Here is a 16375-nt window from a genome sequence, read left to right on the forward strand (position 1 = left end):
AGAGAACATGACGCACCAGGCGGACCGGGCACTCGTGGCCGGCGTCGGCGGCAAGAACCCCGACATCGACGCGACGGCCTTCACCGCGCCCACCTCGGTCGTGGTCGGCGAGGTCACTCTCGGCGCGGGCGCGAGCATCTGGTACTCGGCGGTGCTGCGCGCCGACTGCGGCCCGATCACCCTCGGCGCCGACAGCAACGTGCAGGACAACTGCACGATCCACGTGGACCCTGGCTTCCCGGTCTCGATCGGTGAACGCGTCTCCATCGGCCACAACGCCGTCGTGCACGGCTGCACGGTCGAGGACGACTGCCTGATCGGCATGGGCGCGACCGTCCTGAACGGCGCGGTGATCGGAGCGGGTTCCCTGGTGGCCGCGCAGGCGCTGGTGCCGCAGGGCATGGTGGTCCCGCCCGGCTCGCTGGTCGCCGGCGTCCCGGCCAAGGTCCGCCGCGAGCTGTCCGAGGAGGAGCGCGAGCACATCCGGATCAACGCCCAGATGTACGTGGAACTCGCCAAGCAGCACCGCGCCTCGGTGACCCCGGAGGTCTAGGCCGTCCCTTTCGGAGCTTGCCGATCAGCCCGCGTCGTCCGGTGCCGTGCATCGGCGTCTCGGCGGGGCGACCTAGTACTGGACGTACTGGGGCGCTCCGCCAGGGCCCGCTCCGTGACGGCGGCGCCGCGCGCGATCAGCTGCTCCACCACGGCCGGGTGGCCGAAGCGGGCCGCCCATTCGAGCGCGGTGTGGTGCCTCATCCGCTCCTCGGGGTCGGCGCCGGCCGCGAGGAGCAGCCGTACGACCTCGGCCCGCCCCGCGCACACGGCCAGGTCGAGGGCCCTGCGGCCGCCGGGGACCGGCCCTCGGCCGACCACTCCCCCGCCACCGGCTCCCGCATCAGTCGTTGGCGGGCACCCGTGCCCCGGACTGGGCGGGGACCGCGGTCTCGGCCGCCGCCTGCGCGGCCGCCTTCTTCATGCGGCTGCGCACCACCAGCGTGACCGCGAGACCGAAGAGCACCGCGACCGCGAGCGCCGCCCAGGAGAACCGCTTCAGCCAGGGTTCGGCCACGATGCCGACCGAGTAGATGACGGCGGTGGTGCCGCCGGCCCAGAGGATCCCGCCGAGGATGTTCGCGATCAGGAACCGCCAGTACGGCATGTGCAGCACACCCGCCAGCGGCCCGGCGAAGATGCGCAGCAGCGCCACGAACCGGCCGAAGAAGACGGCCCACATGCCCCACCGCTCGAAGGAGCGTTCCGCCACGGCCACGTGCTCGGGCCCGAAGTGCTTGGGGAAGCGCCGGCCCAGCTTCTCCAGCAGCGGCTTGCCGCCGCGGCGTCCGATCGCGTAGCCGATCGAGTCGCCGACGATCGCGCCGGTGGTCGCGCAGACGCCGAGCACCACGGGGTCGATCTCGCCGTGCTGGGAGGCGAGCAGCGCGGAGCTGACCAGGATGATCTCTCCGGGCAGCGGGATGCCGAGGCTCTCCAGACCGATGACCAGACCCACCAGGAGGTAGATGCTGACCGCCGGAATCGTCTCCAGCCATTCCTGGATGTGCACCGGTGCGTCCTCCCGTGTCGTCCCCGGCGCGCCCCCTGTGACACGCCGAACGGGCAGCCTATCGGCTCCTCACCACAGCCTTCGCCCTCAGTGGCAGTTCACGGGAGGAACGGCCCGCGAACACCTCGCGACGGCCGGAACCCGGTACCCAGGCCCGCCTCTCCGGATCCCATGACGACAGGGTGCGGGCGTCCACGTCGACGGTGACCCGCTGCTCCGCTCCGGGCGCGAGGGTGAGCCGCCGGTACCCGGCCAGCACGCGCACCGGCTGGTCGAGCTTCAGGTCCGGGGACGGGCCGACGTACACCTGCGCCACCTCGGTGCCCTTGCGGCGGCCGGTGTTGCGGACGGTGAACTCCACGCGCAGCCCGCCCCGCTCGGGGCGGACGGCCAGCTTCTCGTACTGCCAGGTGGTGTACGAGAGCCCGTGCCCGAAGGGGAACAGCGGGGTCACGTGCTGCGCGTCGTACCAGCGGTGGCCGACGTGGACGCCCTCGGTGTACTCCTGCCGTCCGCCGACGCCCGGGTAGCGCACCGGGTCCCCGCCGACCGGGGTGGCCTGCTCGTCTGCCGGGAAGGTCTGGGTGAGGCGGCCGCCCGGGTCCACGTCCCCGAAGAGGACGTCGGCGGTGGCGGCGGCGCCCTCCTGGCCCGGGTAGTACATCTGGAGGACCGCGCCGGTGCGCGGGAGCCACGGCATGGTCGTTCCGGAGGGGGTGTTGAGCACGACGGTGGTGCGCGGGTTCGCGGCGGCGACGGCCTCGATCAGGGCGGCCTGTCCGCCCGGCAGGGCCAGGGAGGTGCGGTCGCTGCCCTCGGTGGCGTCCTCGTAGGCGAAGAGGACCACGCTGCGGGCCGCCTTCGCCACCCGTACCGCCTCGGCGACATCGGCGGCCCGGGTCGCCCTCGTGGTGTGCCTGAGCCTGAAGCGCCGGCCCTGGGGCCCGCCCGGGGCGGTGACGGCGAGTCGGTGGGTGCCCGCCTTGAGGGCGAGGGTGCGGCGGCGCACGCTCATTCCGTCGGGTGCGGAGCCGAGGAGTCCGCCCGCGAACCGCTCGGCCGCGCCCTGGCGCACCGGGAACAGCTCCTCCCCGTCGAGGCGTACGCCCGGCCGCTGTCCGGTGTAGTGGACGAGCAGCGTCCACTCGTCGTCCTCGGCAAGGCGGAACTCCCCCTCGTGGCTCCAGCCCTTCCCGGCCTCGACGCTCCGGTCGTCCAGGTCGGCGGCCGGGGTGAGCAGTTTCGGGGGGAGCGGGCGCCCGTACAGGTCCTCGCCGAGGGCGTAGCGGACGGTGGCGCCGCTGCCCGCGCGCTGCCTGATGGCGGTGAGCGGGGAGGTTGCCCGGTCGGGGACCACGTGCGAGCTGCCGCCGCCACCGACGAAGGGGACTTGGCCGGTGGGGCCGATCACCGCGATGGAGCGGGCGTCCGCGCCGGTCAGCGGCAAGGTGCCGGATTCGTTGCGGAGCAGCACGGCGCCGGCCGTCGCCACCTTGCGGGCGAGCCGGGCCCCGGCGGCGGCGTCGCGCGCGGGCCGCGCCGCGGGGCGGTCCGCGAGCAGCCCGAAGCGGTCCATGGTGGTCAGGATCCGGTGCACGGCGAGGTCCACGAAGGCCTCCGGCACGGTGCCGCCCCGCACGGCCTGCCGCAGGGGCCCGCCGAAGTGGGTGCCGCCGGGCATCTCCATGTCGAGCCCGGCGCCGATGGCTGCGACGGTGCTGTGGGTGGCGTCCCGGTCGGACATCACCCAGCCGTCGAACCCCCAGGTGTCGCGCAGCAGTTCGTCGAGCAGCGGCTTGCTCTCGCAGGCGTGGACCCCGTTGACCTTGTTGTACGCGGCCATGACGGCGCCCGCGCCGGCGGCCACGGCGGCCTCGAAGCCGCGCAGTTCGGTCTCGTGCAGGGTCCGGTCGGCGGCGATCATGTCGACGGTGTCGCGGCCGCGCTCCTGGTTGCCCAGGGCGAAGTGCTTGACGGCGGCGACGAGTCCCTCGTCCTGGATGCCGCGGACCAGTTCGCCGACCAGGTCGGCGGTGAGCCGGGGGTCCTCGGCGAGGGTCTCGAAGTTCCGGCCGGCGTACGGGGTTCGGATGAGGTTGGCCATGGGCGCGAGCAGGACGTCCTGGCCGAGCGCCCGGCCCTCCCGGCCGAGGAGCCTGCCGTACTCGCGGGCGAGCGCCGGGTCGAAGGCGGAGGCCAGCATGACGGGCGCCGGCAGGGCGGTGGCGGGTTTCGCGACCCGTACGCCGGCGGGCCCGTCGGCGAGGCGCAGCACGGGGATGCGCAGCCGCGGTACGCCGGGCACGTATCCGGCCTGGCCCAGCGGGGCCGGGTCCCCGGCGCCGTGCAGGAGGGCGGTCTTCTCCTCCAGGGTGAGCCGTTCCAGCAGGGCGTCGATCCTGGCCGCGGCGGCGCCCTTCCCGGGGGCCGGGGCGGCAGGTGGGGGCGAGGCCTTGCGCGGGCCCGTGCCCGGCGGCGCCGGGGCCACGCAGCCGCCGGCCCCGACCACGGCGCCGACCGCGCCCGCCGCGCCGAGCAGCCGCATCGCCGTACGTCTGGACACGGCCTCGCTCATGGCCCTCCCTGCGGCGGCGTGGGTCGGCGGGAGCGGCCCGCGCCGGACCGCTCCCCCGCCCACTGTGCGCCGGGGGCCGGCGGGGCCCGCCGAGACTCGCCACCGCGGGCGCCGAGTTTCAGCCCTGCGGCGGCGGTGGCAGGCTGTCGGCGTCCCGCCGGGCCTCGTCCTGCAACTGCACCCGGGCCTCGGTTCGGTGCCCGCGCGCGATGTAGTCCCGTACGACGGCCTCCACGGCGTCCTGTGGCGACCCGACCCCGGCGAGGACCATCACCTCCACCACGAGCTCTGCGTCGAGGCTGATGCTGACCTTGGCCACGGGCACTCCCTCCGTCGTCGTGCGAGGGACTCTAGTGGCAGCGGGCGTGCTACACGGGGGTGTTGGGGCGCAGGGTCCAGACGACCGTCATCTCGCCGGTCACGGCCTCGTCCTCGCGCTGGATGGCGATGGTCACGGGGAACTCGGGGCGGCCGCCCGCGTCGAGTTCGGCGACGACCTCCGCGGCGGGGCGGCCGAGGGTGGCGGTGGCGGTGACGACGCCCTTGGCGAGCTTCTTGTAGCCGATCTCGGCCTTCACCGCGAGGGGCACGGCGCGGGAGAGCTGGTCGCCGAAGGCGGCCAGGACGATGGCGCCGCTCGCCGACTCGGCGAGGGTGAACATGGCGCCGGCGTGCGGGCCGCCGACGTGGTTGTGGTAGTCGGGCTGGTCCGGGAGCCGGACGACCGCGCGCTCGGGGGTGGTCTCCAGGAACTGGAGGTTCAGGGTGCGGGCCATCGGCACCGTCGCGGCGAGCAGTTCGCCCACGTTCATCTGATCTGCGCTCATGGAAGACGATGTTACCCACGAGTAGGCAGGATTGGCCAGGCCTCGCACAGGGGGCGGCCGTGGCTCGTGGAAGCCGCTCCCACTATCGTTACCGGCCATGTGGCCAGGACAGCAGCAGCCGCCCGGGGGCGAACAGAACCCCCAAGGCGCACAACAGAACCCGTACGCCCAGCAGCCGGGGCAGCCGAACCCCTATCAGCAGCAGCCCGGCTACGGATATCCGCAGCAGCCGCCGGGCTTCCCCCAGCCCCCGACCGTCGTTCCCGGCCAGCAGGAGTGGGGCCGGCCGCAGCAGCCCCCGCAGGCGCCGCAGGGCCCGGGCGGCGGCGGGAGCGGCCTGCAGACCAAGACCGTGGCGATCATCGCGGCGGCCGTGGTCGTCGTCGCGGCCGCCGCCACCGGCGCGTTCGTCCTCACCCGGGACGACAAGAAGACGGACGAGGCCGACAGCAAGCCCGTCGCGGCCTCCTCGGCGCCCGCCTCCAGCGCGCCCGCCCCGGCCGACAGCAGCGCGAACCCGCGCGCGGGCGGCGACCTCAAGCCGACCGTCCCGGGCTGGAAGGTCGTCACCAACCCGAAGTACGGCACCGCCTTCGACGTCCCGCCGGACTGGGACGTTCTGGGCTCCGGCGTGATCATCTCCTTCTCGGACGAGGCGAAGAAGGACGGCTCCCCGGCCGTCGCGATGTCCGGGCCCGCGTCCTACAAGAAGGACTGGTGCAAGGTCGACGCGGACAAGAACGGCAGCGAGGAGTCCTACGAGCTGGCCGGCGTCGGCACCAAGGGCGGCCAGGGCGCCAAGGACACCGCCGAGGCCTCGCGCAACGCGGCCGAGAGCTGGGCGTGGGCCGGGTACGCGCAGAAGGCCCCGAAGGGCACCACCAAGGTGACCGAGCCGAAGGAGTACACCACCACCTCGGGGCTCAAGGGCCACGTGGCGACGGCGAGCGTGAGCGGCCTGCCGAAGGAGCACAAGTGCTCCACGGACGGCAAGTCGATCGCCTTCAGCTTCAAGACCGCCAACGGTGACTTCTCCTCCTGGATCCTCTACGGCGTCGCGGGCGTCCCGGACGAGGTGAAGCAGGACACGATCGACAAGATCCTCGGCTCGGTCCGACTGGCCCCCACGGGCTGACGCCCCCGGGCGACCCTGGCCGCCCTGGCGGCCCGGAGGCGCGCGGAGCGCCACCGGGCCGTCCGTGGACCTTCCCCGTCACCGCCCCGGGCCGACAATCCGTTTGGATTCCGGGCCCGGGGCGGACATAGTCCGGTGGTGAGCTCTTCCCGCACCGCTTCCTCCCGCACGCCCGCACGCCGCCGACGGCCCGAGTGGGCCGGCCGCAACTACACGCTGCTGACGGGCGCGGCCGTGGTCACGAACCTCGGCAGCCACGGAGCGCTCATCGCGTCCGCGTACGCGGTGATGGAGGCCGGCGGGTCCACCGGGGACGTCGGCCTCGTCGCCGCCGCCCGCACGCTGCCGCTCGTCCTCTTCCTGCTGATCGGCGGCGCGATCGCCGACCGGCTGCCGCGCCACCGCGTGATGGTCGCGGCCAACGCCCTGAACTGCCTCTCGCAGGCCGTCTTCGCCTTCCTCGTCCTCACCGGGGAACCGCGGCTGTGGCAGATGATGCTGCTGACCGCCCTGTGCGGCACCGGCACCGCCTTCTTCAACCCGGCGGCCGAGGGCATGTTGCTGTCCACCGTCTCCGGCGAGCACGCCAACCGCGCCTTCGCGCTGTTCCGGATGGCGATGAACGGCGCCGGCATCGGTGGCGCGGCCCTCGGCGGCGCGATGATCGCCGCGCTCGGGCCGGGTTGGGTCCTGGCCGTCGACGCCCTCGCCTTCGCCGTCGCGGGCGCGCTGCGCGCCTTCCTGGACGTCGCCCCCACGCGCGACCGCGCCCCCGGCGGCGGCATGCTGGCCGATCTGCGCGAGGGCTGGGTGGAGGTCCGCACCCGCCCCTGGCTGTGGAGCATCGTGCTCCAGTTCTCCGTGGTCGTGGCCGTCGTGGGCGCCGCGGAGGCGGTCTACGGTCCCCTGGTCGCCCGGGACCGGCTCGGCGGCCCGGCGCCGTGGGGTCTGGCCCTGGCCTGCTTCGGGGTGGGGACCATCGCCGGGGCGGTCCTGATGATGGCGTGGAAGCCGCGCAGGCTGCTGCTGACCGGCACCCTGTGCGTGTTCCCGCTGGCGCTGCCGTCGGCCGGGCTGGCGGTGCCGCTGCCGGTGTGGGGGCTCTGCGCGGTGATGTTCGCGAGCGGCGCGGCCATCGAGGTGTTCGGCGTGAACTGGATGACGACCCTGCACCAGGAGATCCCGGAGGAGAAGTTCTCCCGGGTCTCCGCCTACGACTGGTTCGGCTCGGTGTCGATGCTCCCCCTGGCCACCGCGCTCGCGGGCCCGGCCGAATCGGCCTTCGGCCGCACCCAGGCCCTGTGGGGCTGCGCGACCCTGGTCGTCCTGGCCACCGCCCTGGTCCTGGTGATCCCGGACGTCCGCCGTCTGACCCGTCGCCCGACCCCACCCCTCACGTCCCCGTCCCCATCGGCCGGACCCAGCCCGTCCGCGGCCACCTCCAGCCCCACCACCGACAAGGCCAGCCCCGCCGGCGTTTGAGGCCCGGGGGCCCGGGGGCGCGGCGCGGCAGCCGCCGACTCACCCCAGGCTGAACGCACCCTCCGGCGGCTCCGGCGAGGCCACCGCGTCCGCGTCGGCCACGGGAACCGCCCCGCGCAGCAGGCGGGCCAGCCCGTCCCCGAACTCCACCCTGGCGGGAAACGCGTCACCCGCGCACAGCCGCGCCACCGCGCCGACCGGAAGCTCCTGGTCCGAGGCCAGCAGCACCGCGTTGCCGAACCGCCGCCCCCGCAGCACCGCGGGCTCCGCGATCAGCGCCAGTTCCGCGAACGCCTCCCCGAAGTTGGCCAACTGGGCCCGCAGGAAGTCGAACGGGGCCCCGTCCGCCAGGTTCGCCGCGTACAGCCCTCCGGGCCTCAGCACCCGGGCCGCCTCCCGCGCGTACTCCACGGACGTCAGCTGCGCGGGCACCCGCGAGCCGCCGAACACGTCGGCCACCACCACGTCCGCGCTCCGCGCCGGCGCGGCCTCCAGCCAGGCCCGGGCGTCGGCCGCGTGCACCGCGATCCCGGCGCCGTCCGGCAGCGGCAGGTGTTCCGCGACCAGCTCCACCAGGCCCGCGTCGAACTCCACGACCGTCTGCCGGGAACCCGCCCGCGTGGCCGCCGCGTAGCGCGGCAGGGTCATCGCACCGCCGCCGAGGTGCAGGACGTCCAGCGCCCGTCGCGGCTCCGCCGCGCAGTCCAGGACGTGTGCGAGGCGTCCTGCGTACTCGAATTCCAGGTGGAGCGGGTCGTCGAGGTCCACGTACGACTGCGGCGCCCCGTCGACGGTCAGCAGCCAGGCCCGTTCCCGGTCCACGTCCGGCATCAGCTTGGCGGTGCCCTGGCCCACTTCCCGGATCACCGGGATCTGTTCGTCGCTCACCCCACCATTGTCGGGCCGGGCTCAGCCCGACCAGACCGCCGCGGCCTCGGAGACGTGCTCCGCCGCCTGTGCCAGCCCCGCCCGAGCCGCCGGGTCCCGCCGGGCGGGGTCCAGTACGTTGCGCCCGAAGGCCTTGCGGGCCACCCCCGACGGGGTGATCAGCAGCACCCGTGCGCCCGCCTTCCGCAGGCGCCCGGCCTGCGCCGCGGGCGAGGGGACGAGCCCGGAGCCGAGCGAGATCGGCGCGACGATCACCACGCGTGCGTAGCCGGCCGCGAGGTCGGCGTTGGTGGCGGAGCGGACGCCACCGTCGATGAACCGGCGTCCGCCGACCGTCACGGGCGGCCACACCCCGGGCACGGCGCAGCTCGCCGAGACCGCGTCGACGAGCCCGGCGCCGCTCGCCCGGTCGAAGTCGGCCGGCTCCCCGGTGTGCGCGTCCACGGCGGTGACCACGAACCGCCGCTCGGGCCATTCGTGGGAGACGAGCCGGGCGGCGAGCACCTTGCGCCGCTCGGCCTCCGCTCCCGTGTCCGCCGCCAGTGCCATCGCGCCGACCCGCTGCCGGTAGGCCGTGGAGTCCCGCGAACGCACCATGGCGAGGGCGAACCGCGCCATGACGCCCGCCCCGAGCTTCGCGGCCTTCTCCCCCGTGGGGTCGCCGAGCTGGCGCTCGTACAGCTCCTGCGCGGAGAGGAGTCCGGAGGTGAGCTGAGCGCCGACGACGGAGCCCGCCGAGGTGCCCACGACGAGGTCGGCGGTGGTGAGGTCGACCCCCGCGCGGGCGAGCCCGTAGAGGATCCCGCACTCCCAGCCGATGCCGGTCAGTCCGCCGCCGCCCAGCACCAGTGCCGTGTCGCCGCCCATCGCCGCCCGTCCCTCCGCTCATGCCTGTGGTGACGGCAGTCTGACGCAGCAGGTCCGCCGTCACCACAGAAGGGTCCGGTTTCGCCCGGACCCGGTCAGCCGGGCGGGGTCACCCGAGCACCGCCGTCACGGTGCCCGCACCGACGGTCCGCCCGCCCTCGCGGATCGCGAAGCCGAGCCCCGACTCCAGCGGGACGTCCCGTCCGAGCTCGACGGTCATCGTGACCGTCTCCCCCGGCCGGACCAGGCCCGCCTCGCCCAGGTCCACGTCGCCCACCACGTCGGAGGTGCGGATGTAGAACTGCGGCCGGTAGCCGGTGGCGACCGGCGTCGTACGACCGCCCTCGCGCCCGGACAGCACGTAGACCCGCGCGGTGAAGCGGCGCTTGGGCGTCACGCTGCCTGGGGCCGCCACGACGTGTCCGCGGCGCACCCCGTCGCGGTGCACCCCGCGCAGCAGCAGCGCGACGTTGTCCCCGGCCTCGGCGGACTCCATCGGCTTGCCGAAGGTCTCCAGGCCGGTGACCACCGTCTCGACGGGCTCGCCGTCGCCGCCGAGCACGCTCACGCGGTCGCCGACCCGTACGGTCCCCCGCTCGACGGCGCCGGTCACGACGGTGCCGCGTCCGGTGATCGTCAGCACGTTCTCCACCGGCAGCAGGAACGGTGCCTCCGTGTACCGCACCGGCGTCGGCACGTACGTGTCCACCGCGTCCAGCAGCGCCTCGATCGCCCCGGTCCAGTGCGGGTCGCCCTCCAGCGCCCCGAGCCCGGAGACCCGTACGACCGGGGTGCCGTCGCCGCCGTAGCCGTGCGCGGTGAGCAGCTCGCGGACCTCCAGCTCGACCAGGTCGGTCAGCTCGGGGTCGCCCGCGTCGGCCTTGTTGAGGGCCACCACGATGTGGTCGACGCCGACCTGCCGGGCCAGGAGGACGTGCTCGGCGGTTTGCGGCATGACCCCGTCGAGCGCGGAGACGACGAGGATCGCCCCGTCGAGCTGGGCGGCGCCCGTCACCATGTTCTTGATGTAGTCGGCGTGCCCGGGCATGTCGACGTGGGCGTAGTGGCGGGTTTCGGTCTCGTACTCGACGTGCGTGAGGTTGATGGTGATCCCGCGCCGGGCCTCCTCCGGAGCCCGGTCGATGCGGTCGAAGGGCACGAAGGACGCGCCCCCGCGCTCGGCGAGGACCTTGGTGATGGCGGCGGTGAGGGTGGTCTTGCCGTGGTCGACGTGACCCATGGTGCCGATGTTGAGGTGCGGCTTGGTCCGCACGAAAGCCGTCTTGGCCATGATGATTTCCCGTGCTCGAAGCTGGAACGGGACCCCTGAACCGAGCCGACCCTCCCCCTGCGGGGTCCGCCGGACGATCCGGGAAGGGTCAGCTTCGTGCGCCGTCGAATGCGGCGAAGGGAAATGCCTCTGCGGGAACGGCAGCCTTCGGCGCGTCCGCGACTGCGGACGGTGCGAGGGGGAAGGCGTACCGGGACATGTCCCAGATCCTGCCGGACGGGCTGCCGCCCGTCGAATGAATTAACGGCGGGATCTTCGGCGAAGTGCCGTGTGCTCAGAGGTTCTTCAGCGCCTCGCGCACGGACAGCGGTGACGGGGAACCGCGTTCGGCCTCGACGAAGGCCCGCACCGCGGCGTGATACGTCTTCGCGTACTCGCGCAGGGCCCGGCCGATCGCCTTGCGCGGGAAGAAGTCGGGGTGCCTGCGGCGCAGCGGGGTGGGGACGCCGAGGAAGGGCGCGACATCCTTCACGTACGCCGCCATGGCCTCGGCCCGCACGGGGTCGGCGGCCTGCGCGTAGGTGCCGGTCAGCCGTTCCAGGAGGGTGTCCGCGAGGGCGCTGCCGGGCCCCCGGGCGTTCCCCGCGGTGTTCGCCCGTCGTTCGACGGCATGAGGCACAGATTACGGCGCGGTGCCCGGGTGGTCGGCTAGTCTCCCGGAATGTCCCTCCTCCTCACGCCATGGGCCCGGCTGTCGCTGCTCGTCGTGCTGCTCGTGGCCGCCGGCGTGTGCGTGCTGCTCTTCGAGCCCCAGCGCCTGCTCTCGGAGGGCTGGCCGCCGGGTCTCCCCGTGGCCGTGGCGGTGGCACTGTTCGCGGCCGCGTACGGGGTGTGCGCGGCGGCCTTCGTGCCGCGTCCCCTGCTCAACCTCGCCGCCGGAGCCGTCTTCGGGACCCAGGCGGGCCTCGTGGCGGCGCTCGCCGGCACGGTCCTCGGGGCCGGGATCGCCTTCGGCCTGGGCCGGGTGCTGGGCCAGGAGGCGCTGCGTCCGCTGCTGCGCGGCAAGTGGCTCCAGGCGGCCGACGGCCAGCTCAGCCGGCACGGCTTCCGCTCGATGCTCGCCGTCCGGCTCTTCCCCGGGATGCCCTTCGTGGTGGCCAACTACGGTGCGGCAGTCTCCCGGTGCGGCTGGGCTCCGTTCCTCCTCGCGACGGCCCTCGGGTCCATCCCCAACACCACCGCCTACGTGATAGCGGGCGCCAACGCTTCCTCCCCCGGATCGCCCGCGTTCCTCGTCTCGTTCGGCTTCATCGTGGTCTCCGTGGTGGGCGCCGGAGCGGTCGCCTGGCGCAAGCGGCACCGTCTGGCACCGGCCCGGAACGGGGGTGCGGCGTACGAGCCGGCGCCCCAGCACCCCCCAGTGGTCAGCACCGCTCCACACGGGCCCTAGCATCGGGGGCGAACTGCCCGACGATCACAAGGACGAGCGCACCCCGACATGAGCTGGTTCGAATCCCTAATCCTCGGTCTCGTCCAGGGGCTTACGGAGTTTCTCCCGATCTCCTCCAGCGCCCATCTGCGGCTGACCGCGGCGTTCGCCGGCTGGCAGGACCCGGGCGCGGCTTTCACGGCCATCACGCAGATCGGTACCGAGGCCGCCGTACTGATCTACTTCCGCAAGGACATCGCGCGGATCATCTCCACCTGGTTCCGCTCGCTGTACACGAAGGCGCTGCGCTCCGAGCAGGACGCCAAGATGGGCTGGCTGGTGATCGTCGGCTCGATCCCGATCGGTGTCCTCGGCCTCGCCTTCAAGGACCAGATCGAGGGCCCGTTCCGTGACCTGCGCCTCACCGCCACCACCCTCATCGTCATGGGCATCGTCCTCGGCGTCGCGGACCGGCTGGCCGCGCGTGACGAGGAGGGCGGTCGGCACCGTGCGATCCGCGAGCGCAAGACGCTGCGGGAGCTGGGCGTCAAGGACGGCCTGATCTTCGGTCTCTGCCAGGCGATGGCCCTGATCCCGGGCGTATCCCGCTCCGGTGCCACGCTCTCCGGCGGTCTCTTCCTGGGCTTCACCCGCGAGGCGGCGGCCCGCTACTCCTTCCTCCTCGCCATCCCGGCCGTGCTGGCCTCGGGTCTGTTCGAGATCAAGGACGTGATCGAGAGCCCCGGCCACATCACCTGGGGTCCGACGATCTTCGCGACGGTCATCGCCTTCTTCGTCGGCTACGCGGTCATCGCGTGGTTCATGAAGTTCATCTCGAACAAGAGCTTCATGCCCTTCGTGGTCTATCGGGTCCTGCTGGGCATCCTCCTGTTCATCCTGGTCTCGGCGGGTGTGCTGAGCCCGCACGCCGGCGAGTCCGCCGGATAGTCATACCGGCAGGGGTGCCGTCGCACACCCCGCCTCACCGCTTCGCGTGAACCGCAGGCCGCCCGGGAACGTTCCCGGGCGGCCTGCGCGTCGTTGTGCCTGGAGAGGCTCGAAGGCAAGCAGCAGGGGGTGTCCCATGGGTCGAGTGGTGCTGGAGCGGTTTCCGGCCGGAAGTCCGAGGGGGAGCTGGCCCGCGGAGGAGTACGCGGCGCAGCGCCTGCGGGAGGGGGTGCAGGCCGAGGTGGTGATGGACCTGGACAGCGACGCCTTCCTCGTCGTGGTCCGCCAGCGGGAGGCACATTCCGGTCACTGAGCGCCCGTACGGAGATCCGGTCGGCGCACGCCCCTTGGCCTTGTGGCCCGCCACCCCCACACTGTCCCGATGACTCAGCGTGTGGACCTCGCGACGGTGATGGACCGGCTGGCGATCGACGAGGTGGTCTCGGGGTACGCGGTGGCCGTCGACGACGGCGACTGGGAGGGGTACCGGGCCCTGTTCACCCCCGCCGGGCGGGCGGACTACAGCTCGGCGGGCGGGATGGAGGGGCCCGCCGGGGAGGTCGCCGACTGGCTGGCGGAGACCATGAAGCTCTTCCCCGTGCGCCAGCACCTCATCGTGAACCGGCTGATCCGGCTGGAGGACGCGGGCGGCTCGCCCGGCGACGGTGCCGAGGTGCGCGCGGACTTCCTCAATCCGATGCGGCTCGCCGGGGAGGAGTTCGACGGGACGGTCACCGCGCCCAATTTCGTCGCCGCCGGGCGCTACACCTTCGCGCTCGCCCGCACCCCCGACGGCTGGAGGCTGACCCGGGTCGTCGTGCACGAGAAGTGGCGGCACATCTCGGCCTGACTGCCACACTGGAAGCGGAGGCGCCCCATGATCTCGGCACGGAACGGGTGGTCCCCCCGGTCGCTCCCCGGGTCGATCCCGCGGCGGCCCTCCGGGTGGCGCGCCGCGGCCGCGGTCGGCTCCGGTGCGCTGCCCGCCCTCGCCTTCCCCGCTCCCGCGCTCTGGTGGTTCGCGTACGTCGCCCTGGTGCCCTGGATGCTGCTGCTGAGGTCGGCCCCCACCGGCCGACGGGCGGCGCTGGAGGGCTGGCTCGGCGGCGCCGGGTTCATCGTGGCCGTCCACCACTGGCTGCTGCCCAGCCTGCACGTCTTCCTGATACTGATCGCGGTGCTGCTGGGGGTGCTGTGGATCCCCTGGGCACTGCTGGTGCGGGAGTCGTTCGGCGGGCGGCCCACGGCGGGGCGGGCGGCCGCGGGGCTGGTCCTCGTCCCCGCCGGATGGCTGCTGTCGGAGCTGGTCAGGTCCTGGCAGGGGCTGGGCGGGCCGTGGGGGCTGCTGGGGGCGAGCCAGTGGCAGGTGCCGCCCGCGCTGCGGCTGGCCTCGGTGGGCGGGGTGTGGCTGGTGAGCCTGTTGGTGGTGGCGGTGAACTGCGCGCTGGTGCTGCTGATCGCGGTGCCGGGGGCGCGGACCCCGGCGGTGGCCGGGTTGGCGGGGTTCGCGGTGCTGACCGGCGCGGTGTGGCTGTGGGCGGTGCGGCCCGAGGTGTCGGGCCGGTTGCGCGTGGCCGTCGTACAGCCCGGTCTGATCCCGGACGGGCCGGACAGCGCCGAGCGGCGGTTCGCGGCCGGAGAGCGCCTGACGCGGACGCTCGTGGGGCAGCGGCCGGATCTCGTGGTGTGGGGCGAGAGCAGCGTCGGCGCGGACCTGACGGCCCGGCCCGACCTGGCCCGGCGGCTCGCGGCCCTGTCGGCGCAGGTCGGAGCTCCGCTGCTGGTCAATGTGGACGCCCGGGGGCCGGACCGGCCCGGCATCTACAAGTCCTCGGTGCTCGTGGGCCCCGACGGGCCGACGGGTCCCCGGTACGACAAGATGCGGCTGGTCCCCTTCGGGGAGTACGTGCCCGCGCGCTCCCTGCTCGGCTGGGCCACCTCGGTGGGCCGGGCCGCCGGCGAGGACCGGATGCGCGGCCGGGCCCCGGTGATCATGCACCTTCCCGGGGACGTCGGCGTCGGTCCCCTGGTGTGCTTCGAATCGGCCTTCCCCGACATGAGCCGGCGCCTCACCCTGGACGGGGCCTCGCTGCTCGTCGCCCAGTCGTCGACCTCCACCTTCCAGGACGGCTGGGCCCCGGCGCAGCACGCCTCGCTCGCCGCGCTGCGGGCCGCGGAGGACGGCCGCCCGATGGTGCACGCCACCCTCACCGGCATCAGCGTGGTGCACGGCCCCTCGGGCGAGCGGATCGGCCCGGCGCTGCCCACCTCGGCGAGCACGGCGCACGTGTACGAGGTGCCGTTGGCGACGGGCACGACCCTGTACGTCCGCTTCGGGGACTGGGCGGTCTACGCGGCCGTCACCGCACTCGCGGCGTACTGCGCGGCACGGGTCGCGCTCGCGTTCAGGAGGCCTGCTCCAGAGCCGCGTCCACCACTCGCTCGCACAACTCGTGGGTGAGCAGCGCATCGCGCGCGTCGAGCGTCCTGCCGGTCGCCACGGCCTCCAGGAAGTGGTCCACGACCTGCTCGATGCCGCGCTGGCGGGCGACGGACACCCAGTCCCCGCGGCGCCGGACGCTCGGCTGGCCCTTGTGGTCGATGACCTCCGCGAGGTTGACGACCTGCCGCTTGGTGTCCTGCCCGGACACTTCCAGGATCTCCTCGGTGGAACCGGAGAGCCGGTTCATGATCCCGAGCGCGGTGAATCCGGCGCCGGACATCTGGAGCACCACCTGGCGCATCAGCCCCTCGCGCACCACGGCCCGCACGTCGACGTGGTCGGCCTCGCCGGGCAGCAGGAAGCGCAGGGTGTCGACGACGTGGATGAAGTCGTCCAGCACCATCGTGCGCGGGTCCTCGGGCAGCCCGACCCGGTTCTTCTGCATGACGATCAGATCGCGGGCGTGCTCGGCGCACTGGGCGTACCCGGGCGCGTAGCGGCGGTTGAAGCCGACGGCGAGTGACACCCCGCGCTCCTCGGCCAGTTCCACGAGCCGCTGCGAATCCGCGAGTTCGTAGGCGAGCGGCTTGTCCACGTAGGTCGGCACGCCCGCCTCCAGCAGACGTTCGACGATCTCGGGGTGCGCGGTGGTCGGCGCGTGCACGAACGCCGCGTCGAGACCCTCGGCGAGCAGCGCTTCGAGGTCGGTGTGCCGGTGCGCCGCCGGGACGTGGTGGATCGCACCGACCCGCTCCAGGGTCGCGGGGGTGCGCGTCTGCAGGTGCAGTTCGATTCCCGGGCGGGTGGTGAGCACGGGCAGGTACGCCTTCTGCGCGATGTCGCCGAGTCCGATGCAGCCGACCTTCACCGGGCGCCTCCTGGTGTGTTCCTCGTGGGATGTCTGCAGCTTAGGGCCTGTGCCGAGGGCCGGAGGGGCCCGGGTGGCGGCGGGCCCGCGAGGGGCGGGCACAATTCCCTGGTGGCGG

General features: G+C 73.7%; 18 protein-coding genes. 8 read left to right on the top strand and 10 right to left on the bottom strand.

What is annotated here, in order from left to right; translation table 11 throughout:
• The first annotated feature begins 7 nt into the window (after nt 1–7).
• Entirely contained in the window at nt 8–553 is a 546-nt protein-coding gene (locus ACFYZL_RS22045; protein WP_388681072.1) for a gamma carbonic anhydrase family protein, read from the top strand.
• Here ACFYZL_RS22045 and ACFYZL_RS22050 read toward each other — a convergent pair.
• From ACFYZL_RS22050 to ACFYZL_RS22070, 5 genes are all read right to left on the bottom strand, one after another.
• Entirely contained in the window at nt 550–873 is a 324-nt protein-coding gene (locus ACFYZL_RS22050; protein WP_388681075.1) for an ankyrin repeat domain-containing protein, read from the bottom strand. The two genes, ACFYZL_RS22045 and ACFYZL_RS22050, sit on opposite strands and share 4 nt — an antisense overlap.
• 22 nt (nt 874–895) lie before the next feature.
• On the bottom strand, nt 896–1564 hold the full coding sequence (locus tag ACFYZL_RS22055) for a DedA family protein (RefSeq protein ID WP_384751665.1): 669 nt from the start codon (nt 1562–1564) through the stop codon (nt 896–898).
• Nucleotides 1565–1622: 58 nt separating this feature from the next.
• A complete protein-coding gene (locus ACFYZL_RS22060; protein ID WP_388681078.1) occupies nt 1623–4139 on the bottom strand; it encodes a beta-glucosidase in 2517 nt (838 codons plus the stop codon).
• A 118-nt stretch (nt 4140–4257) separates the two neighbouring features.
• Nucleotides 4258–4458: a DUF2191 domain-containing protein gene (locus ACFYZL_RS22065; RefSeq protein ID WP_376658206.1), complete on the bottom strand. Its 201-nt coding sequence runs from the start codon at nt 4456–4458 to the stop codon at nt 4258–4260.
• 49 nt (nt 4459–4507) lie between these two features.
• A complete protein-coding gene (locus ACFYZL_RS22070; RefSeq protein ID WP_384751659.1) occupies nt 4508–4966 on the bottom strand; it encodes a DUF4442 domain-containing protein in 459 nt (152 codons plus the stop codon).
• A gap of 97 nt (nt 4967–5063) precedes the next feature.
• Here ACFYZL_RS22070 and ACFYZL_RS22075 point away from each other — a divergent pair, with 97 nt between their 5' ends.
• Together ACFYZL_RS22075 and ACFYZL_RS22080 are read left to right on the top strand one after the other, a co-directional pair.
• Nucleotides 5064–6101: a hypothetical protein gene (locus ACFYZL_RS22075; RefSeq protein WP_384751656.1), complete on the top strand. Its 1038-nt coding sequence runs from the start codon at nt 5064–5066 to the stop codon at nt 6099–6101.
• 138 nt (nt 6102–6239) lie between these two features.
• Nucleotides 6240–7583 (top strand): MFS transporter, encoded by a 1344-nt coding sequence (locus ACFYZL_RS22080; protein WP_384751653.1) that lies wholly within the window; start codon nt 6240–6242, stop codon nt 7581–7583.
• A 39-nt stretch (nt 7584–7622) separates the two neighbouring features.
• Here ACFYZL_RS22080 and ACFYZL_RS22085 read toward each other — a convergent pair whose 3' ends face one another.
• The 4 genes from ACFYZL_RS22085 to ACFYZL_RS22100 all read right to left on the bottom strand — a co-directional run bounded on the left by ACFYZL_RS22085 (nt 7623) and on the right by ACFYZL_RS22100 (nt 11248).
• Nucleotides 7623–8414 (bottom strand): spermidine synthase, encoded by a 792-nt coding sequence (locus ACFYZL_RS22085; protein WP_388681144.1) that lies wholly within the window; start codon nt 8412–8414, stop codon nt 7623–7625.
• 78 nt (nt 8415–8492) lie between these two features.
• The gene (locus ACFYZL_RS22090; RefSeq protein WP_384751651.1) at nt 8493–9338 is read right to left on the bottom strand and encodes a patatin-like phospholipase family protein; all 846 of its coding nucleotides are present in this window, start codon (nt 9336–9338) and stop codon (nt 8493–8495) included.
• 109 nt (nt 9339–9447) lie between these two features.
• Nucleotides 9448–10629, bottom strand: coding sequence for an elongation factor Tu (tuf, locus tag ACFYZL_RS22095; RefSeq protein ID WP_388681083.1), 1182 nt, complete (start codon nt 10627–10629; stop codon nt 9448–9450).
• Nucleotides 10630–10903: 274 nt separating this feature from the next.
• On the bottom strand, nt 10904–11248 hold the full coding sequence (locus ACFYZL_RS22100) for a DNA alkylation repair protein (protein WP_388681086.1): 345 nt from the start codon (nt 11246–11248) through the stop codon (nt 10904–10906).
• 42 nt (nt 11249–11290) lie between these two features.
• On the opposite strand from ACFYZL_RS22100, the gene ACFYZL_RS22105 reads away from it, so the two are divergent.
• The 5 genes from ACFYZL_RS22105 to lnt all read left to right on the top strand — a co-directional run bounded on the left by ACFYZL_RS22105 (nt 11291) and on the right by lnt (nt 15407).
• On the top strand, nt 11291–12019 hold the full coding sequence (locus ACFYZL_RS22105; protein WP_384751642.1) for a TVP38/TMEM64 family protein: 729 nt from the start codon (nt 11291–11293) through the stop codon (nt 12017–12019).
• Nucleotides 12020–12067: 48 nt separating this feature from the next.
• On the top strand, nt 12068–12946 hold the full coding sequence (locus tag ACFYZL_RS22110) for an undecaprenyl-diphosphate phosphatase (protein ID WP_384751639.1): 879 nt from the start codon (nt 12068–12070) through the stop codon (nt 12944–12946).
• Nucleotides 12947–13082: 136 nt separating this feature from the next.
• Nucleotides 13083–13259 carry a hypothetical protein gene (locus tag ACFYZL_RS22115; protein ID WP_384581886.1) on the top strand — a complete coding sequence of 59 codons (177 nt, stop codon included), beginning with the start codon at nt 13083–13085 and terminating at the stop codon, nt 13257–13259.
• Nucleotides 13260–13328: 69 nt separating this feature from the next.
• Nucleotides 13329–13796: a nuclear transport factor 2 family protein gene (locus tag ACFYZL_RS22120; RefSeq protein ID WP_384758895.1), complete on the top strand. Its 468-nt coding sequence runs from the start codon at nt 13329–13331 to the stop codon at nt 13794–13796.
• Nucleotides 13797–13823: 27 nt separating this feature from the next.
• Nucleotides 13824–15407, top strand: coding sequence for an apolipoprotein N-acyltransferase (lnt, locus tag ACFYZL_RS22125; protein WP_388681091.1), 1584 nt, complete (start codon nt 13824–13826; stop codon nt 15405–15407).
• On the opposite strand, the gene ACFYZL_RS22130 is transcribed toward lnt, so the two are convergent.
• Nucleotides 15352–16257 (bottom strand): Gfo/Idh/MocA family protein, encoded by a 906-nt coding sequence (locus ACFYZL_RS22130; RefSeq protein WP_388681093.1) that lies wholly within the window; start codon nt 16255–16257, stop codon nt 15352–15354. The genes lnt and ACFYZL_RS22130 overlap by 56 nt on opposite strands.
• Between the last annotated feature and the right edge of the window lie 118 nt (nt 16258–16375).

This window comes from Streptomyces sp. NPDC001717 (assembly GCF_042892775.1).
Classification (GTDB): Bacteria; Actinomycetota; Actinomycetes; order Streptomycetales; family Streptomycetaceae; genus Streptomyces.